The 26,397-nt window shown below is 61.7% G+C and carries 29 protein-coding genes and 1 pseudogene; 21 read left to right on the forward strand and 9 right to left on the reverse strand.

The features are described 5' to 3' along the window. Positions 1 to 3: 3 nt before the first annotated feature. From flgC to AB3G35_RS14105, 11 genes are read left to right on the forward strand one after another with little or no spacing between them, the layout of a single operon-like run. Positions 4 to 432, forward strand: coding sequence for a flagellar basal body rod protein FlgC (flgC, locus tag AB3G35_RS14055; protein ID WP_016780762.1), 429 nt, complete (start codon positions 4 to 6; stop codon positions 430 to 432). After that, positions 432 to 1,157, forward strand: coding sequence for a flagellar hook capping FlgD N-terminal domain-containing protein (locus tag AB3G35_RS14060; protein WP_369781646.1), 726 nt, complete (start codon positions 432 to 434; stop codon positions 1,155 to 1,157). The genes flgC and AB3G35_RS14060 overlap by 1 nt, the downstream gene beginning before the upstream one ends. Continuing rightward, entirely contained in the window at positions 1,154 to 2,341 is a 1,188-nt protein-coding gene (gene flgE, locus AB3G35_RS14065; protein ID WP_095041258.1) for a flagellar hook protein FlgE, read from the forward strand. The genes AB3G35_RS14060 and flgE overlap by 4 nt, the downstream gene beginning before the upstream one ends. A gap of 9 nt (positions 2,342 to 2,350) precedes the next feature. Continuing rightward, positions 2,351 to 3,079 (forward strand): flagellar basal body rod protein FlgF, encoded by a 729-nt coding sequence (locus AB3G35_RS14070; RefSeq protein ID WP_095041257.1) that lies wholly within the window; start codon positions 2,351 to 2,353, stop codon positions 3,077 to 3,079. Between the two features lie 20 nt (positions 3,080 to 3,099). Further along, a complete protein-coding gene (gene flgG, locus AB3G35_RS14075) occupies positions 3,100 to 3,885 on the forward strand; it encodes a flagellar basal-body rod protein FlgG (protein WP_134048334.1) in 786 nt (261 codons plus the stop codon). Positions 3,886 to 3,893: 8 nt separating this feature from the next. Continuing rightward, positions 3,894 to 4,556, forward strand: a complete 663-nt coding sequence (gene flgH / locus AB3G35_RS14080; protein WP_016780767.1) for a flagellar basal body L-ring protein FlgH — start codon at positions 3,894 to 3,896, stop codon at positions 4,554 to 4,556. Between the two features lie 14 nt (positions 4,557 to 4,570). Further along, the gene (locus tag AB3G35_RS14085; protein ID WP_369781647.1) at positions 4,571 to 5,674 is read left to right on the forward strand and encodes a flagellar basal body P-ring protein FlgI; all 1,104 of its coding nucleotides are present in this window, start codon (positions 4,571 to 4,573) and stop codon (positions 5,672 to 5,674) included. A gap of 11 nt (positions 5,675 to 5,685) precedes the next feature. Beyond that, entirely contained in the window at positions 5,686 to 6,783 is a 1,098-nt protein-coding gene (locus AB3G35_RS14090) for a transglycosylase SLT domain-containing protein (RefSeq protein ID WP_369781648.1), read from the forward strand. Continuing rightward, the gene (gene flgK, locus AB3G35_RS14095; RefSeq protein WP_369781649.1) at positions 6,780 to 8,147 is read left to right on the forward strand and encodes a flagellar hook-associated protein FlgK; all 1,368 of its coding nucleotides are present in this window, start codon (positions 6,780 to 6,782) and stop codon (positions 8,145 to 8,147) included. The genes AB3G35_RS14090 and flgK overlap by 4 nt, the downstream gene beginning before the upstream one ends. A 34-nt stretch (positions 8,148 to 8,181) precedes the next feature. Next, the gene (flgL, locus tag AB3G35_RS14100; RefSeq protein ID WP_106115967.1) at positions 8,182 to 9,087 is read left to right on the forward strand and encodes a flagellar hook-associated protein FlgL; all 906 of its coding nucleotides are present in this window, start codon (positions 8,182 to 8,184) and stop codon (positions 9,085 to 9,087) included. Positions 9,088 to 9,107: 20 nt separating this feature from the next. Further along, the gene (locus AB3G35_RS14105) at positions 9,108 to 10,154 is read left to right on the forward strand and encodes a hypothetical protein (RefSeq protein WP_369781650.1); all 1,047 of its coding nucleotides are present in this window, start codon (positions 9,108 to 9,110) and stop codon (positions 10,152 to 10,154) included. Positions 10,155 to 10,194: 40 nt separating this feature from the next. On the opposite strand, the gene AB3G35_RS14110 is transcribed toward AB3G35_RS14105, so the two are convergent. Continuing rightward, positions 10,195 to 11,016 (reverse strand): helix-turn-helix domain-containing protein, encoded by an 822-nt coding sequence (locus tag AB3G35_RS14110; protein ID WP_134048342.1) that lies wholly within the window; start codon positions 11,014 to 11,016, stop codon positions 10,195 to 10,197. Positions 11,017 to 11,130: 114 nt separating this feature from the next. Here AB3G35_RS14110 and AB3G35_RS14115 point away from each other — a divergent pair, with 114 nt between their 5' ends. The 3 genes from AB3G35_RS14115 (at position 11,131) to AB3G35_RS14125 (ending at position 12,598) form a co-directional block, all read left to right on the forward strand. After that, positions 11,131 to 11,460 carry a DUF2834 domain-containing protein gene (locus AB3G35_RS14115; RefSeq protein ID WP_016780773.1) on the forward strand — a complete coding sequence of 110 codons (330 nt, stop codon included), beginning with the start codon at positions 11,131 to 11,133 and terminating at the stop codon, positions 11,458 to 11,460. A 122-nt stretch (positions 11,461 to 11,582) separates the two neighbouring features. Then, a complete protein-coding gene (locus tag AB3G35_RS14120) occupies positions 11,583 to 12,293 on the forward strand; it encodes an AzlC family ABC transporter permease (RefSeq protein ID WP_369781651.1) in 711 nt (236 codons plus the stop codon). Next, on the forward strand, positions 12,290 to 12,598 hold the full coding sequence (locus AB3G35_RS14125) for an AzlD family protein (RefSeq protein ID WP_016780775.1): 309 nt from the start codon (positions 12,290 to 12,292) through the stop codon (positions 12,596 to 12,598). The genes AB3G35_RS14120 and AB3G35_RS14125 overlap by 4 nt, the downstream gene beginning before the upstream one ends. Before the next feature lie 45 nt (positions 12,599 to 12,643). Here the strand turns inward: AB3G35_RS14125 and arsH are convergent, their stop codons facing one another. Genes arsH through AB3G35_RS14145 form a run of 4 tightly spaced genes read right to left on the reverse strand, consistent with a single transcriptional unit; the run spans position 12,644 to position 15,501 of the window. Continuing rightward, positions 12,644 to 13,339 carry an arsenical resistance protein ArsH gene (gene arsH / locus AB3G35_RS14130; protein WP_106115963.1) on the reverse strand — a complete coding sequence of 232 codons (696 nt, stop codon included), beginning with the start codon at positions 13,337 to 13,339 and terminating at the stop codon, positions 12,644 to 12,646. Positions 13,340 to 13,350: 11 nt separating this feature from the next. Next, complete coding sequence (locus AB3G35_RS14135; protein ID WP_106115962.1) at positions 13,351 to 13,821, reverse strand: arsenate reductase ArsC; 471 nt, start codon at positions 13,819 to 13,821, stop codon at positions 13,351 to 13,353. A 24-nt stretch (positions 13,822 to 13,845) separates the two neighbouring features. Next, entirely contained in the window at positions 13,846 to 15,129 is a 1,284-nt protein-coding gene (locus tag AB3G35_RS14140) for an arsenic transporter (RefSeq protein WP_315244688.1), read from the reverse strand. Between the two features lie 24 nt (positions 15,130 to 15,153). Beyond that, positions 15,154 to 15,501: a metalloregulator ArsR/SmtB family transcription factor gene (locus AB3G35_RS14145; RefSeq protein ID WP_016780779.1), complete on the reverse strand. Its 348-nt coding sequence runs from the start codon at positions 15,499 to 15,501 to the stop codon at positions 15,154 to 15,156. A gap of 484 nt (positions 15,502 to 15,985) precedes the next feature. Here AB3G35_RS14145 and AB3G35_RS14150 point away from each other — a divergent pair, with 484 nt between their 5' ends. After that, positions 15,986 to 16,681 (forward strand): tRNA (adenine(22)-N(1))-methyltransferase TrmK, encoded by a 696-nt coding sequence (locus tag AB3G35_RS14150; RefSeq protein WP_315244915.1) that lies wholly within the window; start codon positions 15,986 to 15,988, stop codon positions 16,679 to 16,681. Positions 16,682 to 16,684: 3 nt separating this feature from the next. Here the strand turns inward: AB3G35_RS14150 and AB3G35_RS14155 are convergent, their stop codons facing one another. Further along, the gene (locus tag AB3G35_RS14155) at positions 16,685 to 17,608 is read right to left on the reverse strand and encodes a LysR family transcriptional regulator (RefSeq protein WP_315244691.1); all 924 of its coding nucleotides are present in this window, start codon (positions 17,606 to 17,608) and stop codon (positions 16,685 to 16,687) included. Positions 17,609 to 17,672: 64 nt separating this feature from the next. On the opposite strand from AB3G35_RS14155, the gene AB3G35_RS14160 reads away from it, so the two are divergent. Then, positions 17,673 to 18,281 carry a LysE family translocator gene (locus AB3G35_RS14160; RefSeq protein WP_106115958.1) on the forward strand — a complete coding sequence of 203 codons (609 nt, stop codon included), beginning with the start codon at positions 17,673 to 17,675 and terminating at the stop codon, positions 18,279 to 18,281. A gap of 6 nt (positions 18,282 to 18,287) precedes the next feature. On the opposite strand, the pseudogene AB3G35_RS14165 reads toward AB3G35_RS14160, so the two are convergent. Beyond that, a pseudogene (locus AB3G35_RS14165) lies at positions 18,288 to 19,192 on the reverse strand (LysR substrate-binding domain-containing protein). A gap of 245 nt (positions 19,193 to 19,437) precedes the next feature. Here AB3G35_RS14165 and AB3G35_RS14170 point away from each other — a divergent pair. From AB3G35_RS14170 to AB3G35_RS14180, 3 genes are all read left to right on the forward strand, one after another. Then, positions 19,438 to 20,283 carry an SDR family NAD(P)-dependent oxidoreductase gene (locus tag AB3G35_RS14170; RefSeq protein WP_106115957.1) on the forward strand — a complete coding sequence of 282 codons (846 nt, stop codon included), beginning with the start codon at positions 19,438 to 19,440 and terminating at the stop codon, positions 20,281 to 20,283. A gap of 280 nt (positions 20,284 to 20,563) precedes the next feature. Beyond that, on the forward strand, positions 20,564 to 21,730 hold the full coding sequence (locus AB3G35_RS14175; RefSeq protein ID WP_324707955.1) for a collagen-like triple helix repeat-containing protein: 1,167 nt from the start codon (positions 20,564 to 20,566) through the stop codon (positions 21,728 to 21,730). Between the two features lie 157 nt (positions 21,731 to 21,887). Further along, positions 21,888 to 22,382 (forward strand): ATP-binding protein, encoded by a 495-nt coding sequence (locus tag AB3G35_RS14180; protein ID WP_134048360.1) that lies wholly within the window; start codon positions 21,888 to 21,890, stop codon positions 22,380 to 22,382. Here the strand turns inward: AB3G35_RS14180 and AB3G35_RS14185 are convergent. Beyond that, positions 22,357 to 23,244: a LysR substrate-binding domain-containing protein gene (locus tag AB3G35_RS14185; RefSeq protein WP_369781652.1), complete on the reverse strand. Its 888-nt coding sequence runs from the start codon at positions 23,242 to 23,244 to the stop codon at positions 22,357 to 22,359. The genes AB3G35_RS14180 and AB3G35_RS14185 overlap by 26 nt on opposite strands. 139 nt (positions 23,245 to 23,383) lie before the next feature. Here AB3G35_RS14185 and AB3G35_RS14190 point away from each other — a divergent pair, with 139 nt between their 5' ends. Both AB3G35_RS14190 and AB3G35_RS14195 read left to right on the forward strand, forming a co-directional pair. Continuing rightward, complete coding sequence (locus AB3G35_RS14190; protein ID WP_095040999.1) at positions 23,384 to 24,007, forward strand: glutathione S-transferase family protein; 624 nt, start codon at positions 23,384 to 23,386, stop codon at positions 24,005 to 24,007. 14 nt (positions 24,008 to 24,021) lie between these two features. Beyond that, entirely contained in the window at positions 24,022 to 25,050 is a 1,029-nt protein-coding gene (locus AB3G35_RS14195; RefSeq protein ID WP_369781653.1) for an LLM class oxidoreductase, read from the forward strand. Between the two features lie 9 nt (positions 25,051 to 25,059). Here the strand turns inward: AB3G35_RS14195 and AB3G35_RS14200 are convergent, their stop codons facing one another. Beyond that, on the reverse strand, positions 25,060 to 26,388 hold the full coding sequence (locus AB3G35_RS14200; protein WP_016780790.1) for an MFS transporter: 1,329 nt from the start codon (positions 26,386 to 26,388) through the stop codon (positions 25,060 to 25,062). Positions 26,389 to 26,397 lie beyond the last annotated feature (9 nt).

The raw sequence follows: 26,397 nt of genomic DNA on the forward strand, positions 1-26,397 counted from the left end.
CTTATGGCTTTTGACTCTATCTACCAGATCGCCGGCTCTGCCATGAATGCCCAGACCGTGCGCCTGAACACTGTAGCCAGCAACCTGGCCAACATCGACTCGGCCGCAGGTACCGCCAAGGATGTATACCAGGCCCGCAAGCCGGTGTTTGCCGCCGTCTATGAAAACAACCAGTTGACCCGTGGCGTTGGCATGGGCGGAGCCCATGTGCAAGTCATGGATGTGGTGACCTCGGGGCGCGAAGCGAAAAAACGTTATGAGCCCGACCATCCTCTGGCCGACAGCAGCGGCTCGGTGTTCTACCCGGACATCAGTGAAATCGAAGAAATGACCGACATGATGTCCGCGACCCGCAGTTTTGAAACCGGGGTGGAAGTCCTCAATCGTATCAAGAGTATGCAGCAAGGCCTGCTCAAACTGGGAGAAGCCTGATGAGCACCGTCAATAACGACACCCGCAACACGGGTAATACCGGGCAGCAGGGGCCAAAAACCAACGGCGCTGAAATGCAGGACACCTTCATTCAATTGATGGTTGCGCAAATCAAGAACCAGGACCCCACCAAGCCGGTGGACAGCAGCGAGTTCCTTAGCCAGTTCGCCACCATGTCCCAGGTGCAAAGCCTGGAAAAAATGTCATTCCTGACCGAAAACAACATGGTGCTGCTGGAAAATTTGCAGTACCTGAGCGCGTCCACCCTGGTGGGCCAGACCGTCAAGGTCAGCACCGATCAACTGGACCTGAGCGACAAGAAAGTACAGGCCGAAGTGGAGTTGCAACACAGCGCTTCGGACCTGGTTGCGGTACTGACCGACGCCAACGGCGTGAATACCGAAATCCCGCTGCCACCCAGTGAGTCGGGCCGTGTCGGCTTTGATATCGACCCCCAGGCATTGGGCTTGAAGCCGGGCAAGTACGCTATTGAAGTCAAGTCTGCCAGCGGTGAAAGCCTGAAGGTTGAAGTCAAGGGCAAGGTCAGCAGCGTGCGCCTGGGCAGTGATGGCCCGGTGTTGTCCATCGAAGGTGTCGGTGAGGTGCCTTTCTACAAAATCACCGAATTCAGTGAAGACTCGGTGTTTGCCGGTGTCATGGCGCCCACCGGGCTCAATCCTTTCCAGCGCTCCCTCAGTCAATTTGCACAAGGTCAACGTTCATGAGTTTCAATATCGCCCTGACCGGGCTCAACGCCGTGTCCCAGCAGCTCAATACCATCAGCAACAACATTGCCAACTCCGGCACCGTGGGCTTCAAGTCGTCGCGTACTGAGTTTGGCAGCCTGTACTCCGGCACCCAGGCGATGGGGGTCGGAGTGTTGGGGCATACCCAGAGCATGAGCCTGGGTGGCTCGCACTTTGCCACGGGCAACAACCTCAACCTGGCAATCTCCGAAAGCGGCTTTTTCGTAACCCGCAGCCCCAGCGGCGATATCAACTACACCCGCGCCGGCGCCTTCGGCAAGGACCGCGACAACTTCCTGGTGGATGCCAGCGGCCAATACCTGCAGGGCTACCCCGTGGATGCAGCGGGTAATCTGCAGGTGGGTATCGTCAGCGATCTGCGCCTGCAGAACGGCAACCTGCCGGCCAAAGCCACCGACCGGGTCGATTTCGTGGCCAACCTGGATGCCAACAAGGCAGTGGTCAGCGTCACGCCATTCGATCCGGCCAACGTCAACAGCTACACCAGCAGCCAGACCACGCCGGTGTACGACTCCCAGGGCAAGCAGCATTCCCTGACCCAGTATTTCGTCAAGACCGCGGACAACACCTGGGAGACCCATTACTACGCTGGCAACACCGCAGTGGGTGGCCCCGAAAGCATGACGTTCGATACCTCGGGCCAGCTCAGCACGCCGCTGGCGCCGGTCAATATCAGCTTCACCCTGCCGGGGGTGAATGCCATGAGCATCGATATCGACTACACCCGCAGCACCCAGAGCGCCTCGGATTTCTCAGTCACGACCAACAACCCCAACGGCTATGCCGCTGGTGAAAACACCGGTGTCACGGTCGAAAAAGATGGCAAGGTCTACGCCACTTACAGCAACGGTGAGCGGATGCTGCAAGGCCAGGTGGTGCTGGCCAACTTCGCCAACCCCAATGGTCTGAAAAACGAAAACAACACTCGCTGGAGCGCCACGGGCGAATCGGGTAACCCGCTGATCGGCGCCCCGGGCACCGGCCTGTTTGGCGACCTGACGGCAGGCGCGCTGGAAAGCTCCAACGTCGACATGACCCAGCAACTGGTCGGCCTGATGGAAGGCCAGCGCAACTACCAGGCCAACAGCAAGGTGCTGTCGACCAACAAAGAGCTCACCCAAGTGCTCTTCAACTCCATTTGAGGATGACCGATGGATCGTTTGGGATACACCGCAATGACCGCCGCCAGCCGCACCATGACGGCGCTGGACGTGCGCGCCAACAACCTGGCCAACGTCAATACCCCGGGCTTTCGCAGCGATCTTGAGCAATCGGCCAGTGTTGCCGTGCAGGGCTACGGCTATGACAGCCGGCACCTGGCCCACTCACAGGGCAATGGTGTCAGCCTGGCGCCCGGCGCGCTGATGGCCACCGGTCGGGACATGGATTTTGCCATCAAGGGCCCGGGCCTGATTGCGGTGCAAGGGCCGGAAGGTGAAGCCTATACCCGTCACGGCAGCCTGCAGGTGGATGCCGACATGCAACTGACCCTCAACGGCCGTGCCGTGCTGGGCGAGGGCGGGCCGATCGTACTGCCTCAGTTCGACTCTATCCGCATTGCCGGTGACGGACGCATTTCGGTGCTGCCCCGCGGCGAGCCACAAATGGTCGAAATCGATCAGATCAAACTGGTGGACGTGCCAGCCGGGCAATTGAGCAAGGACAGCGCCGGGTTGCTGGTGACCCGCAATGGCGTGCCAGCGGCAACCGACGACAACGTGCAACTGGTGTCCGGGTTTCTGGAAGCCAGCAATGTCTCGGCCATCGATCAGTTGGTCGGGACCATGAGCCTGAGCCGGTTGTTCGAGACCCAGGTAAAGATGATGAAAGCCGCCGAGGACTTGTCCACGTCGGGTAACAGTTTGATGCGCGGCAATTGATGCCCGCCAGGAATTGACACATGAGTTCTGCACTCTGGATCAGCAAGACCGGCCTGGCCGCGCAAGACAAGGCGATGGCCGCCGTGGCCAACAACCTGGCCAACGTCAACACCGTGGGTTTCAAAAACGACCGCGTGGTGTTCGAAGATTTGTTCTACAGCATTGAAGTCCCGCCCGGCGCCCAGGCTGACGAGGTCAACACCGTGCCTACGGGCATTCAGCTTGGCAGCGGCGTGCGAGTGGTGGGCACGCAAAAGGTGTTTACCGAAGGCAACGTGCAGACCACCGGCCAGCCGATGGATCTGGCCATCAGTGGTCCGGGGTTCTTCCAGATTGAAGGCCCCAACGGTGAAACCTTCTACACCGAAAACGGCCAATTGCAACTCAATGCCGAAGGCATGCTGGTCAACACCCAGGGCCTGCCGCTGACCCCGGCAATCCAGCTGCCGGTAGGGCACAAGAATTTCATGGTGGGCACTGACGGGATTGTCACTGCGATTTTGCCCGGGGGTACCGAGCCGGTTCAACTGGGGCAGATCACCCTGGTCAACTTTGCCAACCCGGCCGGCCTGCAGGCCCTGGGCGGCAATTTGTACCAGGAATCGGTTGCCAGTGGTGCGCCGGTCGAAGGCGTCGCCGGCCAGGATGGCCTGGGGCAGATCAAGCAGGGCCAACTGGAAGGCTCCAACGTGGAAGTGGTGGAAGCAATGGTCTCGATGATGGCCATCCAGCGCGCGTATGAAGCCAATGCCAAGGTACTGGACGCCTCGTCCGGTATGTTGAAATTCCTTAACCAGACTGTCTGAGCAGGCCTATGCGTATTTTCATCCTGTTGTCTCTGGCGTTACTGCTCGGTGGTTGCCAGAGCTTCAACGAAATGCTGCCTGATGAGGACTCCAGTGTCTTCGAACCGCCGCCGCTGGATTACAGCGTGCCGGCCACCAGCAGTGGCGGGCTGTACCGTCAGGGGTACGGCGGTTCGCTGTACCAGGACAAGCGGGCAGTTCGGGTGGGCGACATTCTGACCATCGTGCTCGATGAGTCGACCCAGTCGAGCAAAAGTGCCGGCACCAGCTTCGGCAAGAAGTCCGGTGTAGGCATCGATATCCCGACCATCATGGGCAAGGCCTATCCCAATCTGGAAACCAAGCTGGGCGCAGGTCGGGACTTTTCCGGTTCATCCAACAGCTCGCAGCAGAACACCCTGCGCGGCTCGATTGCGGTGACGGTGCATCAGGTCCTGCCCAATGGCACCTTGCTGGTCAAGGGTGAGAAGGCGCTGCGTCTGAACCAGGGAGACGAGTTTATTCGCCTGGCGGGGCTGGTGCGCATTGACGACATCAACCGCTACAACCAGGTGTCTTCCCAGAGCGTGGCCAACGCCCGTATTTCCTATGCCGGGCGAGGGGTGCTCAATGACAGCAACTCGCCAGGCTGGCTGACACGCTTTTTCGCCAGCCCCTTGTTTCCGATGTGAGTGGACAGTTTTTTATGCGTAGCGTTCTCAATAGTGGGCTGATGGCACTGGTCCTGTTGCTGGCCTTGCCCGTGCGGGCTGCCCCGCTGATGGATCTGGTGGATATCGAAGGTATCCGCGCCAATCAGGTCATCGGTTATGGCCTGGTGGTGGGGCTTGATGGCAGTGGCGACAAGAATCAGGTCAAGTTTACCAATCAGTCAGTGGTCAACCTGGTCAAGCAGTTTGGCATCAACCTGCCGCCCAATGTCGACCCCAAGTTGAAAAACGTGGCGGCGGTGACGGTGACGGCAACCATTCCTGCTTCGTACAGTGCCGGGCAGACCCTGGACGTGACCGTCTCGTCACTGGGCGATGCGAAAAGCCTGCGCGGCGGGCAACTGTTGCTGACCCAGATGATGGGCGTGGACGGTGAGGTCTATGCCCTGGCCCAGGGGGCGGTGGTAGTGGGCGGGGTCAAGGCCTCGGGGCGCAGCGGTTCGAGTGTGGCGGTCAACAGCTCCAACTCGGGGCTGATCCCCAACGGGGCGACGGTCGAGCGGATGATCCCCAGCGATTTCAATGAGCGCGCCGACGTCATGCTCAACTTGCGCAAGCCCAGCTTCCAGACCGCCAGCCGGGTTGCCGAAGCGGTCAATGCGCGCTTTGGCGCCGGCAGCGCCACGGCCCTGAGCGGCACCAAGGTGGCGGTAACCGCGCCGATTTCCAGCAACCAGCGGGTCAGCTACATGGCGGTGCTGGAGTCGCTGGACGTGCAGGAAGGCCGGGTGCGACCCAAGGTGGTGTTCAACAGCCGCACCGGCACCGTGGTGGTGGGGCAGGGGGTGCGGGTCAAGGCTGCGGCCGTATCCCACGGCAGCTTGACCGTGACCATCAGTGAAACCCCGCAGGTCAGCCAGCCGGGGCCGTTCTCCGGCGGGCAGACCGCCGTTGTACCGCGCACCGGCATCGACGTCAGCCAGCAGCGCAACCCCATGTTCGCCTGGCCCGATGGCGCCGACCTGGACAACATCATCAAGACGGTGAACAGCCTCGGGGCAACACCGGATGATGTGATGAGCATCTTGCAGGCACTGGAACAGGCAGGTGCCCTGAACGCTGAATTGATCGTGATTTAAGGTCCATCGCCATGAGCATTACCCCTATTTCGCAACACCGTAAACCGCTGCAGCTCACCCCCGGCGATGCAGCTGCGGTGCGTCAGGCCAAACTGGAAAATGTCGCGGAGCAGTTCGAAGCGATGTTCCTGCAGCAGATCCTCAAGCAAATGCGCAAGGCAGGTGACGTACTGTCCGAAGACAGCCCTATGCGCAGCCGCCAGGGCGATACCTTGCGCGAGTTCCATGATGAAGCCTTGGCCCAGAACCTGGCCGGCCAGCGCAAGAGCGGCATTGCCAACATGCTGGTCAAGCAGTTGTCCCATGGCCAGGCACCTGTCACACCGGCGGTTGCGCCGCTGCAGAACGGGCAGTGCGCCACGCCAGTGGCTCCTGTGGGGTTACTTGGGGCAAACAAGGCGTTGACCGCGGTGCGGGCAACCCATTACGACATGCCGCCTGCCGCCCCGAAACCGCACATGGTGGACAGCCTGCTGGCGCCCATTGTCAACACCTGGCAGCGCGGTATCGACAGCCTGGGCAAAGGTGCCGCCGGGTTGATGGCGTTGGTTGAAAAAGTCATCCAGCACGAGTCCGGTGGCCGCGTGGCGGTGGTATCGCCCAAGGGCGCCCGTGGCCTGATGCAACTGATGCCGGGGACCGCCCGGGAAATGGCCCAGGAGCTGAACCTGCACTACAGCGAGCAGCGTCTGGTCCGTGATGGCGAGTACAACAAGCAGTTGGGCACGGCCTACCTGGACAAGTTGCTCAAGCGCTATGACGGTGCCACGGCGCTGGCGGTGGCCGCCTACAACGCCGGCCCCGGGCGGGTAGACGAATGGCTCAAGAGCAATGGTGACCCGCGCAAGGGTGCGATTAGCGTCAGCCAGTGGGTTGAGCGCATTCCCTTCAAGGAAACCCGCAACTATACCCGGTCGATCCTGGCTGACCTGGGCAAGCCCGCGCTGCCGCGCACGGTGCGTGTTGAGGAGGCGGCATTTAAGTCCGCGGCCGATAGGGTCGCCTTAAACACTCAGGCCCCCACTTCCACCGTCAACCGTGCAACCGAACGCAGCTCACCGGCCTTTGCCCAGAATGTGCGGGTTGCACGCAAGGAGATTGAAACATGAGCCTTATGAGCCAGATCGGTTATTCCGGTGTATCAGCGGCACAAATCGCCCTGAACAGCGCTGCGCAGAACATTGCCAACGTCAACACACCAGGCTACAGCCGGCTGACTACCCAGTTTGGCTCGGTCGGCGGGCAAGGCCAGCAACAGGTGGGCGGCGGGGTCCATGTCATCGGCGTCAAGCGCATGAGCGACAACTTCAAGACCCAACAGCTGTGGCGCGCTACCACCGACATGCATTACTACCAGGCCGGCCAGGACTACCTCAGCTCGCTCGAAGGGGTAATGGCGGGCGAAGGCTCCAGCCTGGGCACCGGGCTCAACAACTTTTATGCGGCCCTGAGTGCGGCCAGCAGCAGCCCCGGTGATATCCCGTTACGCCAGCAGATCCTGTCCGAGATGAAGAACCTCAGCCAGCGCTTCAACGGGCTCAACAACAATATCGACAACCAGCTCAAGGCCCTGCATGAGCAGCGTTCGGCCATGGGCAACGAAATCAACGGCCTGACCCAAAACCTGGCGCTGCTCAACCAGAAGATCATCCAGGCCGAGTCCGCCGGTGCCGACAGCTCGGCGCTGCGCGACCATCGCGAGTCGCTGGTGGGCGAGCTGAGCAAATACGCCGACCTGCGCGTCAACGAAAGCCGTGACGGTTCGCTGACCGTGTCTCTGGCCAACGGCCAGCCGCTAGTCAGTGGCAAGACTGCCGGGCAATTGTCTATCAGCCTCAACGCAGCGGGCGAACAGGAAGTGGCCCTGACCTTTGCAGGTACCAGCTTCCCCTTGCGCCAGGACAGCCTGGGTGGTGCCTTCGGCGGGCTCTACAGTGTTGAGCAGAACAGCCTGCTGCCAGCGCGTGAAAGCCTCAAGGAGATGGCGCAGGCCCTGGCCACCCTGGTCAACGATACCCTGGCCGGCGGCTACGACCTCAATGGCAACCCGGGGCAGCCGCTGCTTGCGTTCAACCCCAACAGCAGCAACGGCCTGCTCCAGATCAATGACCTCAAGCCTGAGGAACTGGCGTTTTCTGACACAGCCGGGGAAAGCGGTAACAACAAGGTGTTGTTGGCGCTGATCGAACTGAAAAACACCCGGGTCACGGTGGGCGGCAATTCAGTCACTCTCAATGAAGCCTACAGCGGCATGCTGGGTGACGTGGCCAGTGCCAGCCGGCAGAACCAGGCCGATCTCAAGTCCGCCTCGACCGTCGTTGAACAAGCGCAGAACCAGCGCGACAGCGTGAGTGCGGTGAGTGACAGCGAAGAAGCCCAGGCCGTTATGGAATACAACAAGGCCCTGCAAGCCAACATGAAGGTCATCCAGACGGCCAACAGCATTTTCGACACCATTCTGGCGGCTGTTTGACACCCGGCCCCGACTTGATTAAAGGCTTACGACCATGCGAATCAGCAACGCCCAAACCTCTGCCCTGATGCACGCCAACATGAACCGCAACGCCGAAGCCATTGGCAAGTTGCAGGCGCAAATCGGCAGCGGCCTGCGCATCCAGAAACCTTCGGACGACCCGATTGCCAGCGCGCGGTTGATGCGCATCGAACGCGAGCAGGCCAGCCTGGGGCAATACAACCTCAATATTGGCCGCGTATCGGACAACCTGATGGTGCAGGAGACCTATTTGAAGTCCACCTCCGACGCCATGCTCAGCGTGCGCGACCTGCTGTTGTGGGCCAGCAACGACAGCAACAGCGGCGAGGATCTATCAGCCATCGCGGGGGAAATGTCGAGCCTGGAGCAGAGCATTGTCAGCTACTTCAATGCCAAGGACGAGGCGGGCAATTACCTGTTCTCCGGCACGCTGAGCAACACCCCGGCGGTCACCTTCGATGCGACCACTGGCAGCTATACCGTCACTGGCAATGACCAGTACCGCCAGGCGGTGGTCGGCAACGGGGTAATGATTGATGACAACGTGACTGCCCACTCCATTCTGGGCAGCGGTGCCGACCTGCTCAACGATCTGCACGGTCTGATCGACAGCCTGAAGAGCGCGCCCAATGACCCGGCCACCCGCCAGGAGCTCAAGGACACGCTGGAGTCCCTGGACCAGACCCACGGCCGGGTGCTGGGCCAGTTGACCGAGCTGGGCGGGCGGCAGAATACCCTGAGCCTGCTGGGCAACGGCAATGCCGATGTGTCGCTGGTCAACCAGAAGATCCAGGGTGACCTGTCGCAGCTGGATGTGGGCGCTGCCTTCTTGCAGGTCAGTGGCTACGAGCTGTCGATGCAGGCCAGCCAGAAGGTCTATACCCGCGTGGCGGCTATCTCCCTGTTTGACCTGATGTAAACCGAGCCGGAACACCAGACATGAAAGTTGTAAACGAACGTTCGGCCATCGCCTCCTATGACCTGGGCATGCGTACCCGGGCCCAGTTGCGCGATACCACCCCCCAGCAGCGCGTCGGCAATGCCAGGTCGCCCGAGGCTGCCCCTGCGCCGCGTCAGCCGGGTAAAATGGCGGGGCTGAGCCTGCAATTGAACCAGCAGTCGTCCTCTATCCAGGCCGCGCACCGTTACCTGACTCAGGTGACCGAGCAACTGAGCAATTTCAAACGCGATCTGGGCCGTGGCCTCAGCGGCGCCACCAAGGCTGGCCCGGACGTTGAAACCCTGGGGCGCTCGGTCAAGCGCCTCAACCACCTGCTGGAGAACCGCAGCCGGTTGTCCGCCGCCAGCGTCGATGCGCAGCTGGGCCTGAATCTGGATCAGCCCTTGCGCAGCCGTTTTACCATCAAGGGCCTGGAATCACTGCAGGGTGTGCAGGCCTCGGGCAGCGAGACCCTGTTGTTCAGTGCCGGGCGCCACATGCCGGGGCCGATTGCCGTGGTGCTGGACGATGACCTGAGCGACAGCCAGATCCTGCGTCGCTTCAACACCAGCCTGGCCCAGGCCGGCCTGCATGCCGAAGTCACCGCGCAGTCGCAGTTGCGCTTTTCGGCCGCGGAGTCGCAGTGGGGCAAGCTCAAGGACCAGATGTCGATCCAGGGTGAAGACAAACTCTTCCCCCGGGCCAGTTTCAGCCCGGTGCAAAGCCGGGAAGAGAACCTGCTGGGCGCGCCGCTGGTTGCTCCCCAAGGCACCAGCCGCGCCGAACTGCGCCAGTTGCTGGACACGGTGGACAAAGGGCTGGTCAGGGTCAACGGGGTGATCGAGCAGCTCAACCAGCGCCAGGGGCACGCCCGGGAGCAGATCGGCCGCCACGAAAGCCGGGATGAAAAACGCTGGGCCCATGATTTCGCCACGCGGGCCTTTGCGCATGACACGGGGCAGGGCCGTGACTACCTGCAGGTGGCACAACTGGTGCAGTGCCAGGCCAATGTGTCGCGGCACCGGGTGGTCGGGCTGATGGGCTGACGCCACGGGCTGGCTGCGCCAGTACCTTGCCCTGCAACCGTCAAGCCTCTTGCGGGAGCAACAGTGACTGTTCGTAGGCGCGGGTCATGACCTGCCAGGTGCCGGCATCGGCCGGTATCAGGTGCTCGATGCGCAGTGACGTGACGGTGATGTCCAGCGGCATGCCGAAGGTGGTGAAGGTGGACATGAAGTTCAGCTCGCCATGAGGGCAGGCAATACGGGTCAAGACCAGTGGCGGCATTTCCCGTGGTGGGGCTGCGGGGGTGTCCGGGGCTTTGAGGGTTTGCATAAGGCTTGCCAGTTCGGGGTTGGCCAGGGCCTCGCGGCTCGCCCGTTGCCAGGCCAGGTTTCTTATTTCTTCGTGGTTTATCAGGTGATCGCCCAGGCCACCGGGTTGCACCAGGGTGGTCAGCAGGTTCAAACCTTGGGCCGCCTCTGCGGGCAACCCGACCAGATTGAACAGGGCTGCAGTACTGGCGTTGGCTGCCAGCACCTCCCAATGACTGCCCAGCACGATCGCCGGAGCCGGATTGTTGGCGTGCAACACATGGCTGATGGCTTCACGCACGGCGTCCATTGCCGGTGAAGACAGCGGAGTGGTTTCGTAACGTGGCGCATAACCCGAGGCCAGAAACAGGCTGTTGCATTGCTCCAGCGGAACCTCAAGGGCCATCAGCAGGTTATGCAAGGTGCCGGGCCCGGGTTTGGCGCGCCCGGTCTCGATACAGCTCAGATGGCGTTGGGAAATTCCCGTTATCAAGGCCAGCTCCAGCTGGCTCATGCGGGCCTGACGGCGCAGCAAGCGCAGTTGCGGGCCAGCAGTTGTCGGGGCGTTGATGCGGGGAAAGGTCGGGTTGTTCATCCATAAACTCTGACAGGGGTAAACGGCCGGGTCCATGACCCGTGAGGTCATTGCCGGTGGGGCAAAAGTATCACTAACTGGGCCCTTATCCACTTCGTCAATTCGGTAAATCCAATGAAAAAGCCCTATCTCGCCCTTGCCGCCTTGCTCGGTTTCTCTGCTTATACGGCCTTCACGATGTTGACGGCCCAACAGTCCCTGGTGGCTTTCGCACTGGAGTTGATGGCCAGCCCGGACACCGCCCAGGTGGTGATCGACCTGTACCTGCTGGCGGCGCTGGCATGCGTGTGGATGTACCGCGATGCACGCGGCAAAGGCCGCTCGCTGGCCAGTGTGCTGCCATACCTGCTGCTGACGGCGGTGTTCGTTTCCATCGGCCCGCTGCTGTATATCGTGGTCGAGGGGTTTGCCCGCACCCCGGCACCATCTGCCGGGTATCGCTGAAAACGCCCCGCAAACCTTGTTATTGCGACATCTCGGACATTTGCACACTGGTGTGGATTGGATTCACCCCCGCATAATGCTGGCACAAAAACAGTATGGCGTAGCGCAGAAGGGGTGATGGGTTGTCGAACAGTGATAACAGCGTGGTCGAGCTGAACTGGGCCGAGGTAGGGGATGGTTTCAAGCAACTGTTGCCCATTTCCATGTTTGTCGTGATCTTCGGTGTGGCCTTCGGCCTGGCTGCCGCGCAGACCGGTCTGGACAACAGCGCCAGTTTGTTGATGAGCGCGTTGGTATTTGCCGGCGCTTCGCAGTTTGGCGCCCTTGATTTGTGGGGCGCACAGGTGCCGGTCGTGCCCCTGATCGTCACGGTGTTTGCCATCAATGCCCGCCATCTGTTGATGGGCGCGACCTTGTATCCCTGGCTGCGCGAGCTGCCTGCGGCCAAGCGCTATGGCGTGATGATGGTGATCTCGGACGCCAACTGGGCGATGTCGATGCAGGCGTTCAACAGTGGCAAGTCGGGTATCGGCCTGATCCTGGGCGGTGGCATTGCTCTGTGGGCAGCCTGGGTGCTGGGCAGTTGGCTGGGGGTGTATTTTGGCAGTGAAATCCAGGACCCGGTCAGCCTGGGGCTGGACATGGTCATGGGCTGCTTTTTGCTGGCGATGGTGATTGGCGGGCAAAAAAACCTGCGCATGCTGATTATCTGGTGCGTGGCAGCTGCTTCGTCGCTGCTGGCGTACCGCTTTTTGCCTGAAAACAGCCATGTGGTGGTCGGCGCATTGGCGGGCGGTGTGTTGGGCGCGGTGTGGATGGAGAAGAAAAAATGAGCATCGATACCGCCGGTTACGGCACCTTCATCATTGTTTTGATCATGGCTGTGGTCACGCTGATCACCCGTTTGGGCGGGGTTTTCGTGATGTCCTTTGTGCCCATCAACTACCGGGTGCAGCAATTTATCAGTGCCATGTCGGGCTCGGTGCTGGTTGCCTTGCTCGCGCCCCTGGCCCTCAACGGCGATAACGGCGCACGACTGGCGTTGCTGACCACGGCGGCAGTGATGCTGCTGCTCAAGAAACCGCTGCCGGCGATTGCCGCCGGGGTGATCGCGGCTGCGCTGTTCAGGCATCTGTAAAGGGCTGTGGTTGCTGAAGTCGAACCTATTCAACAACAGCACTGTTCAAATTGACGGCTGATTGACTCGCTGGCTCAGCTCCTGGGCCGACTCCTTGCGCTCGGAATAGCGGTCTACCAGATCCGGACGATCGCGCAGCAACAGGGTGAACTTCACCAGTTCTTCCATGACATCGACCACGCGGTCATACAGCGCAGACGGTTTCATGCGGTTTTGCGAGTCAAACTCCAGATAGGCCTTGGGTACCGAAGACTGGTTGGGGATGGTGAACATGCGCATCCAGCGCCCCAGCACACGCAATTGATTGACCACGTTAAAGGACTGGGAGCCGCCGCACACCTGCATCACGGCAAGAGTTTTGCCCTGCGTCGGGCGCACGGCACCCAGGGCCAGTGGCACCCAGTCGATTTGCGCCTTGAACACCGCCGACATGGCACCGTGACGCTCCGGTGAACACCATACCTGGCCTTCAGACCATTGCATCAGTTCCAGCAGCTCCTGGACTTTGGGGTGATCATTCGGCGCATCATCGGGCAGCGGCAGGCCAGAGGGGTTGAAGATCCGTGTCTGGGCGCCGAAGTGTTCGAGCAATCTGGCCGCTTCCTCGACCAGCAGGCGGCTGAACGAGCGTTCGCGGGTCGAGCCATACAACAACAGGATGCGTGGCTTGTGCGGGTTGTCGGGTTGAGCGGTTTTGGCAGGAATCAATGTGCTGTCGAGATTGGGCAGTGTGTCGTTCATGGTGGCTCCGGTTACAGGGTACTGATGCGGTCGAGTTCGCGTTTGAGTGCCGCGGGCTCAAGCCGGGCAAAGGGCAGGGCAAGAAAGGCCCGGCAGCGCGTTTCGATATGTGCCAGGGTGGCGTGGAACGCGGCGGTTACGCTGGCCTCGTCACCCTTGACCTCTGAGGGGTCTGCCAGCCCCCAGTGGGCTTTGATGGCCGGGCCGAAATACACCGGGCACGCCTCGGCGGCGGCCTTGTCGCAGACGGTAATGACAATATCCGGCGGGTTGTCTTCAAAGGCGTCATTGCCCTTGCTGCTCAGGCCGTCAATGCCGATGCCGGCTTCTTGCAGGGTCATCAGGCTGCGGGGCAACACCTGGCCCCTGGGAAAGCTGCCAGCACTGATGGCCTGGAACCCTTGCGGCGCCAGGTGGTTGAACATGGCTTCGGACAGGATGCTGCGACAGCTATTGGCGGTACACATAAACAGAACGCGCATGGTATTTGCTCTTTGCGGGGGTAGTTAAAGGCTCAGGCGCAAAGCCAGGGCAGACAGGGTGACCAGCAGAATCGGCAGGGTCAGGATCAGCCCTACCTTGAAGTAGTAACCCCAGGTGATACGAATTCCCTTGCGTGCCAGCACATGCAACCACAGCAACGTGGCGAGGCTGCCGATGGGGGTGATTTTCGGGCCCAGGTCGGAGCCGATGACATTGGCGTAGATCATGGCTTCGCGGATCACCCCGCTGGCCTCACTGGCCTGGATCGACAGGGCGCCGAGCAAGACCCCGGGCATGTTGTTCATCACCGAAGACAACAGTGCGGCGAGCACGCCGGTGCCCAGGGTGGCGGCCCAGAGGCCGGATTCGCCCAGCTGGTTGAGGGCCAGTGTTAAGTGATGGGTCAGCCCGGCATTTTTCAACCCGTACACCACCAGGTACATGCCCAGCGAGAATGTCACCACCTGCCAGGGTGCTTCGCGCAACACCCGCCGTGTTGAAATGACATGGCCGCGGGCAGCCACAGCGAACAGCAGGGCGGCGCACACGGCGGCAATCGCACTCACGGGGATACCCAGCGGCTCCAGCGCAAACAGCCCCGCAAGCAGCAAGACCAACACTGCCCAGCCCACCTTGAAGGTCAGTGGATCGCGTATGGCGCTGCGTGGCTCGGGCAGTTGCTCCAGCGAGTAGTGGCGCGGAATGTCCCGACGGAAAAAAACGTACAGCACCAGCAGGGTGCTGGCGATGGCAACCAGATTGACCGGCACCATGACGGCGGCATATTCGCTAAAGCCCAGATGGAAGTAGTCTGCCGATACGATATTGACGAGGTTGGAAACCACCAGCGGCAGGCTGGCCGTATCGGCAATAAACCCCGCAGCCATGACGAATGCCAGGGTCGATGCGGCGCTGAATCGCAGGGCGAGCAGTATCGAGATAACAATCGGGGTGAGGATCAGCGCAGCGCCGTCATTGGCAAACAGTGCTGATACCCCGGCCCCCAACAGCACGCTAAATACAAACAGGCGCCGGCCGTCACCCTTGGCCCAGCGTGCAACATGCAAGGCTGCCCACTGGAAGAAACCGGCCTCGTCGAGCAGCAGGCTGATGATGATCACGGCGATGAAGGTGGCAGTGGCATTCCAGACAATGGCCCACACCAGGGCAACATCGCTGAGCGAGACCACACCTGCCAGCAATGCCAGACCCGCACCCAGAGATGCGCTCCAGCCTACGCCCAGGCCTTTGGGTTGCCAGATGACCAGAACCAGAGTGACTAAAAAAATAGCGAAAGCGCTGAGCATGATAAATCTCGGCTGGTTACAGGGTCAGCAGCAGGCCGGCGTACTGAGCGGGCGGTCGCCCATGGCAGCAAGTCGTGCGCTGTCATGGGCCAGCCAGTCGGTATTGGCGCTCAGGGTTGTGTCGATGACAGTGCGTACCCAGTCCGGCAGTTGCGGGTTAAGCCGGTAGTACACCCACTGCCCCTGGCGGCGGTCGAGCAGCAGCCCGCAGCCACGAAGCTGGGCCAGATGGCGCGAAACTTTTGGCTGGCTGTCGTCAAGGGCGCAGACCAGTTCACATACACAGAGCTCACCCTCGCGGGCGATCAGCAAGGTGGCCCTGGCACGGGTTTCATCGGACAGGCATTTGAAAAGGGCGGCGGGACTGAGCATGGTGACTCGCTGTATATATATATGGAAATACGAATATACGGATATCCATATGTAATGGCAATCCTGATCTCCCGTAAGGCGTGCTCGATAAAGGTAGGAGCCGGGCTTGCCCGCGATGGCTACGCCGCGGTGTGCCTGACTGACCATATCGCCCGAATCGCGAGCAAGCCCGCTCCCACAAGGTCGGCGCAATGCTTGTGGGAGCCGGGCTTGCCCGCGATGGCTACGCCGCGGTGTGCCTGACTGACCATATCGCCCGAATCGCGAGCAAGCCCGCTCCCACGAGGTCGGCGCAATGCTTGTGGGAGCCGGGCTTGCCCGCGATCGCCGCGCCGCGGTGTGCCTGGCTGACCGCATCGCCCGAATCGCGAGCAAGCCCGCTCCCACAGGGTCGGCGTGTGCCGGTGCTTTACCCGGGCCTGCTCACCGCGCATCATGTTCCGCCCCCACACTGGCGGGCATCCGTGGTGAAAAGGAACAGCAGTTGAACGAACACACATTGTCCATGCGCCTGGAACGCGTGGCGGCACATATGCCGGCCGGTGCGCGGCTGGCCGATATCGGCTCGGATCATGCTTATTTGCCGGTGGCGTTGCTGCGCCGTGGTGCCATTGCCGCCGCAGTGGCGGGCGAGGTGGCCTTGACCCCGTTTCACGCGGCCCGGCGTACCGTGCGCGAAAATGGCCTTGAGCAACACATCAGCGTGCGCCATGCCAATGGTCTGGCGGCGATTGCTGCGCAGGACGAGATTAACGTGATCAGCATCTGCGGCATGGGCGGCGAGACCATCCGTGACATTCTTGCAAGCGGCAGTGCCCACCTCAGCGGACGGGAGCGCCTGGTCCTGCAACCCAATGGCGGCGAGCAGCCCTTGCGCCAATGGTTGATGGAAAACCACTACCACATCCTCTGCGAAGAGTTGCTGCAGGAAAACCGCTTCTACTACGAAATCATCGTCGCCGAACGTATCGGGCCGGTCAGTTACAGCGCTGAGCAACTCTACTTTGGCCCCTTGCAGATGCAGGCGCGCAGCCCGTTGTTTCTGGGCAAGTGGCAACGCATGCTGGTTGAGAAGCGCAAAGTGTTGAGCAATCTGGCCCAAGCGCGCCAGGCCGTGCCCGAGGCCCGGATGGAGGAAATTGCCCAGCAGGCCAGGTGGATCAGCGAACTGCTGGCCTGACCTTCAACTCATGCTGCGCAGCCATGCCAGCAAGTGTGCCTGAGGGCTGGCGGCGGGCAACGCGACGGGTGACAGCAGGCAGTAACCTGAACCGTCCTCGACAAAACCCAGGGGTGCGCTCAGCACGCCGCTGTGCAGATCGTCACGCACCAGATGCCAGGGGCCGATGGCCACGCCTAGCCCGGCGACGGCCGCCTGCAGGCTGAAATAAAAGTGCTCGAAATACTGCCCCGCCGCCTCGGGCAACGCCATGCCCGTCGCGCCGGCCCATTCCTGCCAGGCCTGGGGCCGTGTACGCGAGTGCAGGGGTGGCGCGTCGGGGCGCAGCACGGCGCCGGCAGGCTGCCCGGCGAACCACTGCGCCACTTTGTCCGGGCGACACACCAGGCCGATCTTTTCCGCAAACAAGGGCTCGGCGTGGTAGCTGTCAGGCCAGGGAAAATCGTCCCGGCGGATGGCCAGGTCGATGGTGCCATTGAACGTGAATGGTCCGCCGCCCGCGACCAGCTGCACGTCGATCTGCGGGTGCCGGGCCTGAAAGTCCGGCCAGCGCGGGATCAGCCAGCGCATCAGTAATGTCGGCTCACACGACAGCACCCAGCTGCGCTTTCGGGCGGCGTTGGCGCGCAGCTCATTGATGGCCCGGGATATCAGGCCGAACCCGTCGCCTGTGGCCCTGGCCAACACGCGCCCGGCATCGGTGAGAAACACGCGGCGGCTGCGGCGTTCGAACAGCGCCACGCCCAGCTCATTTTCGAGCAGGCGCACGGCACGGCTGACGGCCCCGGGGGTGAGGTGCAACTCGACGCCAGCGTGGCTGAAGTTTTCCAGGCGGGCGGCTGCTTCGAAGCAGCGCAGGGCCAGCAGCGAAGGCAGGCGTGTCTGGTTTAATGGTGAGTCTGGCTCACAATGGTTGTCAGAAAGCATCGTTATTGCTCAGGGACTGTTGGCCATAACATGGCGTGTATGTGAATTGTCGACAGGATACGCCATGACAGAACTGATAGCTGTAATCACAATAACCTTGCTGGCCATCATCAGCCCGGGACCGGACTTTGCAATGGTCACGCGCAACAGCTTGCTGCAGTCGCGCCGCGCCGGGGTGTTCACGGCCCTGGGTATCGGCCTTGGCGTGCTGGTGCATGTGGCCTATACCCTGGTGGGTGTAGGCCTGCTGATTGAGCAGTCACCGTGGCTGTTTAATACCCTCAGGCTGGCGGGTGCCTGCTACCTGATCTACCTCGGAGTGAAGATGTTGCGGGCCAGGGCAGGAGGGGTGGCAGCGGCTGGCATGCTGGCACCGCTGTCGGATCTGGCGGCGCTGCGCACAGGTTTTTTCGCCAATGTCCTGAACCCCAAGACCACCCTGTTTATTGTCAGCCTGTTTATCCAGGTGGTACGACCCGAAACGCCGCTGGCCGTGCAGATCGGTTATGGCGGCTTTATTTCTGTGGCACATATGGCCTGGTTCGCGCTGGTTGCACTGTGTTTTTCAACGGGGACGGTACGCCAGCTGCTGCTGGCCGTGCGGCACTGGGTAGACCGTGTATTCGGCGGGTTGCTGGTGGGGTTTGGGGTGTTGCTGGCAGTGGGGCGCTGAGCCTGGTCAGGGCTCCAGGTTGCTGTCGAACATGGCAATAAAGCGCTGGATCAGCGGTGACGGGTTGTTGGCATGCCAGTTCATGTACAGGCCTATGGTCGGGTTGGCAGGCCCTGTCAGCGGCCGGATCGGGCGGAACGCAACCTTGTCGCGCAGTGTCGAGGCGGCAATCGACTGTGGCACCAGGGCCACGCCAAAACCACAACTGACCAGGCCGATCAGGGTATGCAGCTGTGCAGCCTCCTGGACCACCCGGGGGGAGAACCCGGCGGCTTCGCACAGGCCGACCAGTTGGCCGTGATAGCCGCTGCCCAGGGCTTGTGGGGTGAAGACAAAGTCTTCGTCGGCGAAATCGCGCAGCTCGACAGGCCCTGACTGGGCCTTGGGATGATCCAGGGGCAGGGCCATGACAATGGCTTCGTCGAGCAACAGGCGCGATTCGAGGGCGGCTGCGCTGAAGGGCAGTTTGCGCATAAAGGCGATATCGGCTTCGGCGGCCAGCAGCGCCTTGGCCTGGCAGGAGGAGGGCATCTCCTTGATCACCAGCTGGACCAAGGGGAAGGCCTGGCGAAACTGCCTGAGCGTGTTGAGCAACGGTTCGTAGTACGCAATAGACACCGCCGTGACCGTGAGTACGCCGGCAACCCCTTGCGCCACCTGGCGTGCGTATGCGACCCCCTGTTCCAGCTCCTTGAGTGTGCGATAGGCCGTCTGCACAAAGGCCTGGCCTGCGGGTGTCAGCACCACCTCGCGCCTGCTGCGGGTGAACAGGCGCAAGCCCAGCTTGTCTTCCAGACGGCTGATCGCCTGGCTCAGGGGGGCTGGGCCATATGCAGGCGCTCGGCTGCCTTGTGAAAATGCAGCTCCTCGGCCACCGCGATAAACTGGCGGAGCAGTCGGGTTTCGATCATGTGCAGTGTTCCTTCCTTTGAACCGTGGTATCTACGCGGTGGGAGCGGGCTTGCTCACGATGCAGGCGCCGCGCTGCTTCGGTTGAACGGCGTCAATACTATCGCGCGCCAGCCGAACCGTCGCACTGGCGCTCCTGTCAGGGGGCGGCGCTGATATGCGCCGGGTATCAATCGGTCTGTCGATCGGTATTAAACAACGCGTCTGTTGATTGCTACGGTGACGTCTCAATCAAGAGGACAGCCCTATGGACTTTACCGGCAAAACCGCAATTGTCACGGGCGCTGGCCGGGGCCTGGGCTTGAGTTATGCCAGCGAGCTGGCACGGCTGGGCGCCCATGTGCTGATCAGTGATATTGGTGCAGACAGCCAGGGTGCGGCGGCGGATGCCAGCGTTGCCCTTGATGCCGCGCAGGCGCTTGCCGCCCGGGGCTACAGCGTGATCGGCCATCACGGTGAGCTGGTCAGCGAGGCGGGGTGCCGGCAGTTGGTCGAAACAGCCGTCGAAGCGTTCGGGCAACTGGATATTGTGATCCACAACGCCGGCTGGGTCGGTTACCAGGCCATTGAAGAGGCACAACCCGAGTTTATCGAGCGGGCGCTGGGGGTCAATGTGTATAGCCCGATCTGGCTGTGCAAGCATGCCTGGCCGTACCTGCGCCAATCATCGGCGGCGCGGGTGGTGCTGACGTCTTCGGACCGGGCCATGTACCAGCCCTATGCCCAGCCGGGTCTGACGGCCTACGCCGCCGGCAAGATGGCACAACTGGGCATCATGAATGCCCTGAGCATGGAAGGCGCGGTCGATGGCATTCTGGTGAACGCGATTTCGCCGGTGGCCAAGACCCGGATGTGGGGTGTCAACGGCGAACCGGACAATCTCAAGCCCCAGTGGGTGACCCCGGGGGTGATCTTTCTGGCCTCGGATCAGTGCCAGGACAGCGGCTATATTTTGCGGGCCAGCAATGGCCAGTTCACGGCAACCCGGTTTGTCGAGAACCCGGGGGTGGACTACCCCCTGGATCTGGCCCGGATCAAGGCCGGCAGCGCCGAGCAGGTCGCCCGGCTGTGGGCGCGGATCAAGGAGTGTTGAGGCCGGGTTCGGTCGGATTAATTGTGCTTAACACTTAAGTAGGGAGGGGGTGGCGCAATGGCTTGAAAAAGCCCGGGGCGGGTGGGTCAGCGGCGGTTTTTATCACTGCAGTATTAGTCCTTAAGTGCAGTCACGGTCGCCCTATAGAGAGTGTTAATACCAAGGAGTGAGTTGTGGGTTCGCGCGAGTGGCGTTGTCATGTTTCAAGGATGGAAACTCCCTCTGATGCGAGTTCAGGGAGCTTTCGAACTCAGGCATGACAGATTCAAGGGAGCTAATTATGAACACCTCACTCTGGTTGAAAACAAGCACGGCCCTGTTGTTGGTCATGAGCGCCAGCCTGGCGGGCTGCCACAGTGGCGGTGGCGGCCATCACAGCAGTGACAGCGCAAGCACGCCAACGACCCCGACCGACCCGACCACACCCACGGATCCCACTACACCGACTGACCCTACCGATCCAACCACACCGACCAACCCTTCAGTTACCCCGCCTCTGGTCACGGGGCAGGTAGCCGGTGAGGTCGGCACTGGCTTGGGCGGTGTTGGTACCCTGGTCAGCGGCGTGGGCACCACCCTGACCAGCGTTCCGGTGGTCGGCGCGGCGGGCGGGCTGGTGGTCAATACCGGCAATGCGGTGACGTCCATTACCGATGGCGTCACCAACGGCCTGGGTTCGCTGGGTACGGACAAAAACTCGCTGGGGATCACCGTTGCCGGTGTTACCAACGGGGTCAGTGATATTGGCAAAGGGGTTTCATCACTCGGTACCGGTGTCAGCGGTCTGGTCGACAACACACCGATCAGCCAGGTGCCGCTGGTGGGCGGTGTCGTGGGCAAGGTCACCGACACCGCAGGCGGGCTGGTGAACAAGGTCGGCACCACCGTGACCATGCTCGGCAACACGCTGACCACAAATGTGACCAGCGGGCAGTTGGGCAAGGCTACCGGCGGTTTGAATGACAAGGTCGTCGTCCCCGTGATCTCGCTGGTGGAAAACGTCACAGGCAAGGTGGGCACCACCACCGGCCTGGGGCAGCCAGTGGACGGGCTGTTGACGAAGGTTGGCGGCGTGGTCGGCGGGTTGGGTGACAAGGTGGTCGATACCGGCAAAAACCCGCTCACCAATGTGGTGGGTGGTGTACTGGGCGGTGTGGGTGGGGCACTGGATAAATCCGGCGGTTACCTGAACCCGGCGACAACCGCCGGCACCGGCACCACTACCGGCGGGCTGGGCGGTTTGCTGGGCGGGCTGGGCGCTGCCACCGGCGCAACCGGTACGCAGACAAACACCGGCGGCTCAGGCGGTTTACTGGGTGGCAGCACTGGCTTGCTTGGCAGCCTGGGCGGTACTACCGGTACCCAGACCGGCACCGCTGGCTCGGGTGGGGCAAGCGCTTCCGGTGGTCTTGGTGGCCTGCTTGGCGGCCTGCTCAACAAAAACTGACGGCGCGCGCGGACGGTGTTGTACGGTTCGGTCTGTACCCCTGTTGTTCAGGTGCAGATCGGGCTGTTTTTCGTTCACCTATGGCCTGTTTTATTGGCAATTGCGTCCTCTGCCAGCGCTGGGCATTATCTATGTCCGCACTCAAGGAAGCTTTCCCATGGTCACTGCGACACTGCATCTGATGTGCGGCAAAATTGCATCAGGCAAATCAACTCTGGCCAAAACCCTTGCTGTGCAACACCGCGCGATTTTGCTGAGCGAGGATAAATGGCTCGCCTCCCTTTATCCCGGGGCGATCAATTCGGTAACCGATTACACAGGCTACAGCCTGAGGGTTCGCAGTGTGCTGGGGCCTCTGGTGGTCGACATGCTGGAGTCCGGTGTGAGTGTGGTGCTGGATTTTCCGGCCAATACCATCGCCAGCCGCGAGTGGCTGCTGGGCCTGGCAGAAACGGCACGAATGCCGCACTGCCTGCACTATCTCGATGTAGACGATGAGGAGTGTCGTGCGCGGCTGCATGTGCGCAACCGGCTTGCCGAACATGACTTCGCCGCGTCGGATGCCGAGTTTGACCTGATCACCAGCTACTTCCGTGCCCCGGGCGCAGACGAGGGCTTGGTGATTGTCACTTACCCCCGGCTTCTTGCATGATCCAGTGCATAAATGCCCTGACCTCATCCCGTTGCATTGCCTCCGCGCGCGTGACGGCGTAGTAGGCAAAGCGTGCCGGCCACGGCTTGTCCATGACTTGCACCAGTCGGCCTGCAGCGATTTCTTCGGTTGCGTATTCCTGGGGCACCAAGGCCAGCCCCTGGCCGGCTTCGGCTGCGCGGATCAATAAAAAATCGTCCTCGAAAGCCGTGCCGCGTTCTGCGCGCGGGTCTTTGCCTACGTCATGGGCGCTGAGCCACAAAAGCCAGTCGGCACGATCAGCGTCGTGCAGCAGGGGGAGGTCGAGACAGTCCTGCGGCTGCGTGAGCGGCGGGTAGTCGGCCAGCAAAGCCGGGCTGGCAACGGGCACCAGCACGGGCGCCATCAGGCGGGTCACCTGCAGGCCGGGATACACCCCAAGCCCGTGGCGCAAGGCAATATCGACACGCCCGCGGTGCATGTCCACCAGCGCGGAAGTGGCCTCGACACGCACCTCGATTTCCGGATGCAGGCGGTTGAATCGCCCCAGGCGCGGCACCAGCCATGAGGCGGCAAAAGTGGCCACCGTGCTGATCGTCAGGGTCTGGCGCGCAGTGCTTTGTTGCAGCGTCTGCATGGCCTGTTCGATTTGCCCGAAGGCCTCGAACAGGGCCGGGTGCACAGCGGCGCCGGCCTCTGTGAGCCGCAGGCCGCTGCGTTCGCGGGTAAACAGCGGCTTGCCGACCCGGTCTTCCAGCAGGCGGATCTGCTGGCTGACTGCACCTGAGGTGACATTCAGGGCTTGTGCGGCCGCCTTGATGCTGCCTTGCTGGCCTACTTCGACAAACGCTCGCAAGGCGAGAAGGGGCAGTGAAGTCGCCATGGGCTTTAGTTTTCCTGAATCCGGTGTGCAGAAAGGATCGTTTCCGCTGACGCACAGCGCAAGCGATGATGTTCCGAGTTTAGAGAAGCTGAGCAGGTTCAGTAAAACTATATCTAGCCGGACGCCCTGCATGAACCCCATGATCACGTTGTATACCGACAGCTCGCCCAATGGTTTCAAGATCACCATTGCCCTGGAGGAACTCGGTTTAACCTACCACCTGCGGCACATAAAAATTGACCAGGGCGAGAACCGCAGCCCGGCGTTTTTGCGCCTCAACCCCCACGGGCGCATCCCGGTGCTGGTCGACGCCAGCAACGGCATCACGCTGTTTGAATCGGCAGCCATCCTGCTGTATCTGGCCGATATCACTGGCCGGCTCTTGCCCGTCGAACCGGCTAAACGCTGGGAAGCCATCCAGTGGCTGATGTTTCATGCTGCCAGCGTGGGGCCTGTGATGGGCCAGCGCGTTCACTTCGAGCTGTTTGCCGCAGACAAAAATCCCCAGGCCATTGCACGCTACCGATCCTTGATGGATGAAGCCTTTGCCACCCTGGACAACCGCTTGGCCGAGCATCCCTATCTGGCCGGTGACGAGTATTCGATTGCCGATATTGCCCAGTTTGGCTGGAGCCATATCGCCCAGGTCATCGACTTCGATTTCAGCGCCTATAAGCACCTGAGCACCTGGTACCAACGCATTGCCGCCAGGCCCGCCGTGCAGCGCGGCATTGCTCTGCCAACGCGCGCCACAGGCGCTTGAATCAGGGGGTCAACATGAACACTACCGATCAGGCCACAGGCCAGTCGTCGCCCGCATTCGCCAGCCACCGCGGTTATCGGCGCATGTTCGCGGCCAATCAGCTGACCCTAGGGATTTTTTTGCCATTGCGCTTTTACAAAGGTGACATGGCGGTGCTGGCCGGGCAGGCCGAGTTGGTTCGCGACATCGACCGCTATGGTTTTGCCGCAGTCTGGGTGCGCGACGTGCCGCTGTTCGATCCGGCGTTCGGTGATGCGGGGCAAGTATTCGACCCCTTTACCTACCTGGCTTTTCTGGCAGCGCACACCCAGCGCATTGCGCTGGCCACCGGCAGTGCGATCTTTTCGTTACGCCATCCCATTGACCTGGCCAAGGCCAGTGCCACCATCGATCAGTTGTCGAATGGACGGCTGGTCATGGGTATTGCCTCGGGAGATCGGGCCATTGAGTTTCCCGCCTATGGTCTTGAACACGCCCGGCGGGGTGAGCGGTTTGCCCAGAGCGTGACGTATTTCCGTCAACTGATGCAGGCCCGTGCGCCTGTTATCGATTCTGCACTGGGGCACATGGCGGGTGCCGAATTTCTGCCCCGGCCCGTGGCGGGGGCCATCCCGCTGATGGTCACCGGTTCGTCCCGGCAATCACTGGCATGGATCGGCGAACACGCCGACGGCTGGCTGACCTTTCCCGAATCGACCCACGACCGCCAGGGGCCGCAGCGCCTGGCCGAGAAGATCCGGGCCTGGCGCCAGTTGATCCCGGACGGCGGGTTCAGGCCGCATATGACCAATGAATGGCTCGACCTGGTTGATGATCCCGATTATCCCCGCACGCCTTTACAGGGCGGTTATGTGTTGCGCACCGGACGCAATGGCTTGATTGACCTGCTGGGTGAATGGCAAGCGGCAGGTGTCAACCATGCGGCCCTGGGGCTGCAGTTTTCGGCCCGGCCTGCGGCAGACGTCATCCAGGAACTGGCTGAAGACGTACTGCCGCATTTTCCGTCACATCAGATGCCGGAGGGGGCCGGGCTGGCATGGTGAAGACAACGATCAGCTTACCGTTTTCATCTCCACAACCGGCGTGCTGCGTGTACGTGACACGCTCAGGCCCAGCAGCCCGCCGAGCACCAGCGCGCCGGCCATAAAGTACATGGCCGCCTGGGTGTTGCCGGTCAGTTGGGTCAGCCAGCCGACCACAATGGTGCTGAAAAAGCCGGCGACATTGCCCAGGGAGTTGATCAGCGCGATTCCGGCCGCTGCTGCGGCGCCGCCGACCACGGCGGTGGGCATGCCCCAGAACACCGGCAAGCTGCTGATCATCGCCGCAGTGCCGATGGTCAGGCCGATCATCGACAACCACAGGCTGGCGCCGAACAGGGTGCCGAAAATCACCCCGCCAGCGCCGATAAAGGCGCAGATCGCCAGGTGCCAGCGATACTCGCGAACCCGGTCGCTGCTGCGCCCCACCAGCACCATGCACACGGTAGCCACCGAGTAGGGAATCGCGCTCAGCACGCCGATGGCCCAGGGTTCTGCGACACCGCTGTTGCGGATAATGGTCGGCATCCAGAAACTGATCACGTACTGGCCCAGCACCAGGCAAAAATACACCGCGCCCAACAGCCAGATTTTCGGGTTGAGCAGGCCGTCGCGCACCGAATGATGGGCCTTGGCCCTGGCTTCGCGATCCAGCGCGGCCTGCATGCCGCGTTTTTCGTCGGGGCTGAGCCAGCGGGCGTCGGCAATCCGGTCGTGCAGCAGGAAGAACACAGCGGCGCCCAGGGCCACGGCCGGCAAGCCTTCGATCACGAACAGCCATTGCCAGCCAGCGTAACCCGCCACGCCATCGAGGGTCTGCATGATCAAGCCGGAAATCAGTGAACCCAGCATGCTGGAGATCGGCAGGGCGGCGATAAACAGGGAAATCATCACACCCCGGCGATGGCTCGGAAACCAGGTGGTGAGATAGAAAATGATCCCCGGGAAGAAGCCCGCCTCGGCAATGCCGATCAAAAAGCGCAGCAGGTAGAAACTCATGGGTGTTTCGACAAACATCATGGCCGCCGACAGCAGGCCCCAGCTCATCATGATCCGCGCGATCCAGCGCCTGGCGCCGTACTTGTGCAAGGCGATATTGCTGGGGATCTCGAACATCAGGTAGCCGACAAAAAACACCCCGGCCCCCAGCCCGTAAACCGCTTCGCTGAACTTCAGGTCATCGAGCATCTGCAACTTGGCAAAGCCCACATTGACCCGGTCCAGATAGGCCACCAGGTAACAGACCATCAGCAGCGGAATGACCCGCCATGCGGTCTTGCGGTAGGCCGAGTGCAGGGCGTGGTCCGGCATGTCGGCGGGGAGCGGCGCTTGGGTGTTCATGTTGAGCCT

Origin of the sequence: Pseudomonas sp. WC2401, assembly GCF_041200115.1 — a bacterium.
In the GTDB taxonomy this organism is placed as follows: Bacteria; Pseudomonadota; Gammaproteobacteria; order Pseudomonadales; family Pseudomonadaceae; genus Aquipseudomonas; species Aquipseudomonas fragi.

What these genes read in the sequence shown, in the direction of transcription:
- AB3G35_RS14135 (WP_106115962.1), bottom strand. Translation starts at nt 13,821, where the DNA reads ATGCGCGTTCTGTTTATGTGTACCGCCAATAGCTGTCGCAGCATCCTG.
- AB3G35_RS14145 (WP_016780779.1), bottom strand. Translation starts at nt 15,501, where the DNA reads ATGCTCAGTCCCGCCGCCCTTTTCAAATGCCTGTCCGATGAAACCCGT.
- flgE (WP_095041258.1), top strand. Translation starts at nt 1,154, where the DNA reads ATGAGTTTCAATATCGCCCTGACCGGGCTCAACGCCGTGTCCCAGCAG.
- flgK (WP_369781649.1), top strand. Translation starts at nt 6,780, where the DNA reads ATGAGCCTTATGAGCCAGATCGGTTATTCCGGTGTATCAGCGGCACAA.
- AB3G35_RS14160 (WP_106115958.1), top strand. Translation starts at nt 17,673, where the DNA reads ATGACAGAACTGATAGCTGTAATCACAATAACCTTGCTGGCCATCATC.
- AB3G35_RS14200 (WP_016780790.1), bottom strand. Translation starts at nt 26,388, where the DNA reads ATGAACACCCAAGCGCCGCTCCCCGCCGACATGCCGGACCACGCCCTG.
- AB3G35_RS14115 (WP_016780773.1), top strand. Translation starts at nt 11,131, where the DNA reads ATGAAAAAGCCCTATCTCGCCCTTGCCGCCTTGCTCGGTTTCTCTGCT.
- flgL (WP_106115967.1), top strand. Translation starts at nt 8,182, where the DNA reads ATGCGAATCAGCAACGCCCAAACCTCTGCCCTGATGCACGCCAACATG.
- arsH (WP_106115963.1), bottom strand. Translation starts at nt 13,339, where the DNA reads ATGAACGACACACTGCCCAATCTCGACAGCACATTGATTCCTGCCAAA.
- AB3G35_RS14060 (WP_369781646.1), top strand. Translation starts at nt 432, where the DNA reads ATGAGCACCGTCAATAACGACACCCGCAACACGGGTAATACCGGGCAG.
- AB3G35_RS14155 (WP_315244691.1), bottom strand. Translation starts at nt 17,608, where the DNA reads ATGCTTTCTGACAACCATTGTGAGCCAGACTCACCATTAAACCAGACA.
- AB3G35_RS14110 (WP_134048342.1), bottom strand. Translation starts at nt 11,016, where the DNA reads ATGAACAACCCGACCTTTCCCCGCATCAACGCCCCGACAACTGCTGGC.
- AB3G35_RS14170 (WP_106115957.1), top strand. Translation starts at nt 19,438, where the DNA reads ATGGACTTTACCGGCAAAACCGCAATTGTCACGGGCGCTGGCCGGGGC.
- AB3G35_RS14085 (WP_369781647.1), top strand. Translation starts at nt 4,571, where the DNA reads ATGCGTAGCGTTCTCAATAGTGGGCTGATGGCACTGGTCCTGTTGCTG.
- flgG (WP_134048334.1), top strand. Translation starts at nt 3,100, where the DNA reads ATGAGTTCTGCACTCTGGATCAGCAAGACCGGCCTGGCCGCGCAAGAC.
- flgH (WP_016780767.1), top strand. Translation starts at nt 3,894, where the DNA reads ATGCGTATTTTCATCCTGTTGTCTCTGGCGTTACTGCTCGGTGGTTGC.
- AB3G35_RS14140 (WP_315244688.1), bottom strand. Translation starts at nt 15,129, where the DNA reads ATGCTCAGCGCTTTCGCTATTTTTTTAGTCACTCTGGTTCTGGTCATC.
- AB3G35_RS14090 (WP_369781648.1), top strand. Translation starts at nt 5,686, where the DNA reads ATGAGCATTACCCCTATTTCGCAACACCGTAAACCGCTGCAGCTCACC.
- AB3G35_RS14185 (WP_369781652.1), bottom strand. Translation starts at nt 23,244, where the DNA reads ATGGCGACTTCACTGCCCCTTCTCGCCTTGCGAGCGTTTGTCGAAGTA.
- AB3G35_RS14180 (WP_134048360.1), top strand. Translation starts at nt 21,888, where the DNA reads ATGGTCACTGCGACACTGCATCTGATGTGCGGCAAAATTGCATCAGGC.
- AB3G35_RS14175 (WP_324707955.1), top strand. Translation starts at nt 20,564, where the DNA reads ATGAACACCTCACTCTGGTTGAAAACAAGCACGGCCCTGTTGTTGGTC.
- AB3G35_RS14190 (WP_095040999.1), top strand. Translation starts at nt 23,384, where the DNA reads ATGATCACGTTGTATACCGACAGCTCGCCCAATGGTTTCAAGATCACC.
- AB3G35_RS14070 (WP_095041257.1), top strand. Translation starts at nt 2,351, where the DNA reads ATGGATCGTTTGGGATACACCGCAATGACCGCCGCCAGCCGCACCATG.
- AB3G35_RS14195 (WP_369781653.1), top strand. Translation starts at nt 24,022, where the DNA reads ATGAACACTACCGATCAGGCCACAGGCCAGTCGTCGCCCGCATTCGCC.
- AB3G35_RS14105 (WP_369781650.1), top strand. Translation starts at nt 9,108, where the DNA reads ATGAAAGTTGTAAACGAACGTTCGGCCATCGCCTCCTATGACCTGGGC.
- AB3G35_RS14125 (WP_016780775.1), top strand. Translation starts at nt 12,290, where the DNA reads ATGAGCATCGATACCGCCGGTTACGGCACCTTCATCATTGTTTTGATC.
- flgC (WP_016780762.1), top strand. Translation starts at nt 4, where the DNA reads ATGGCTTTTGACTCTATCTACCAGATCGCCGGCTCTGCCATGAATGCC.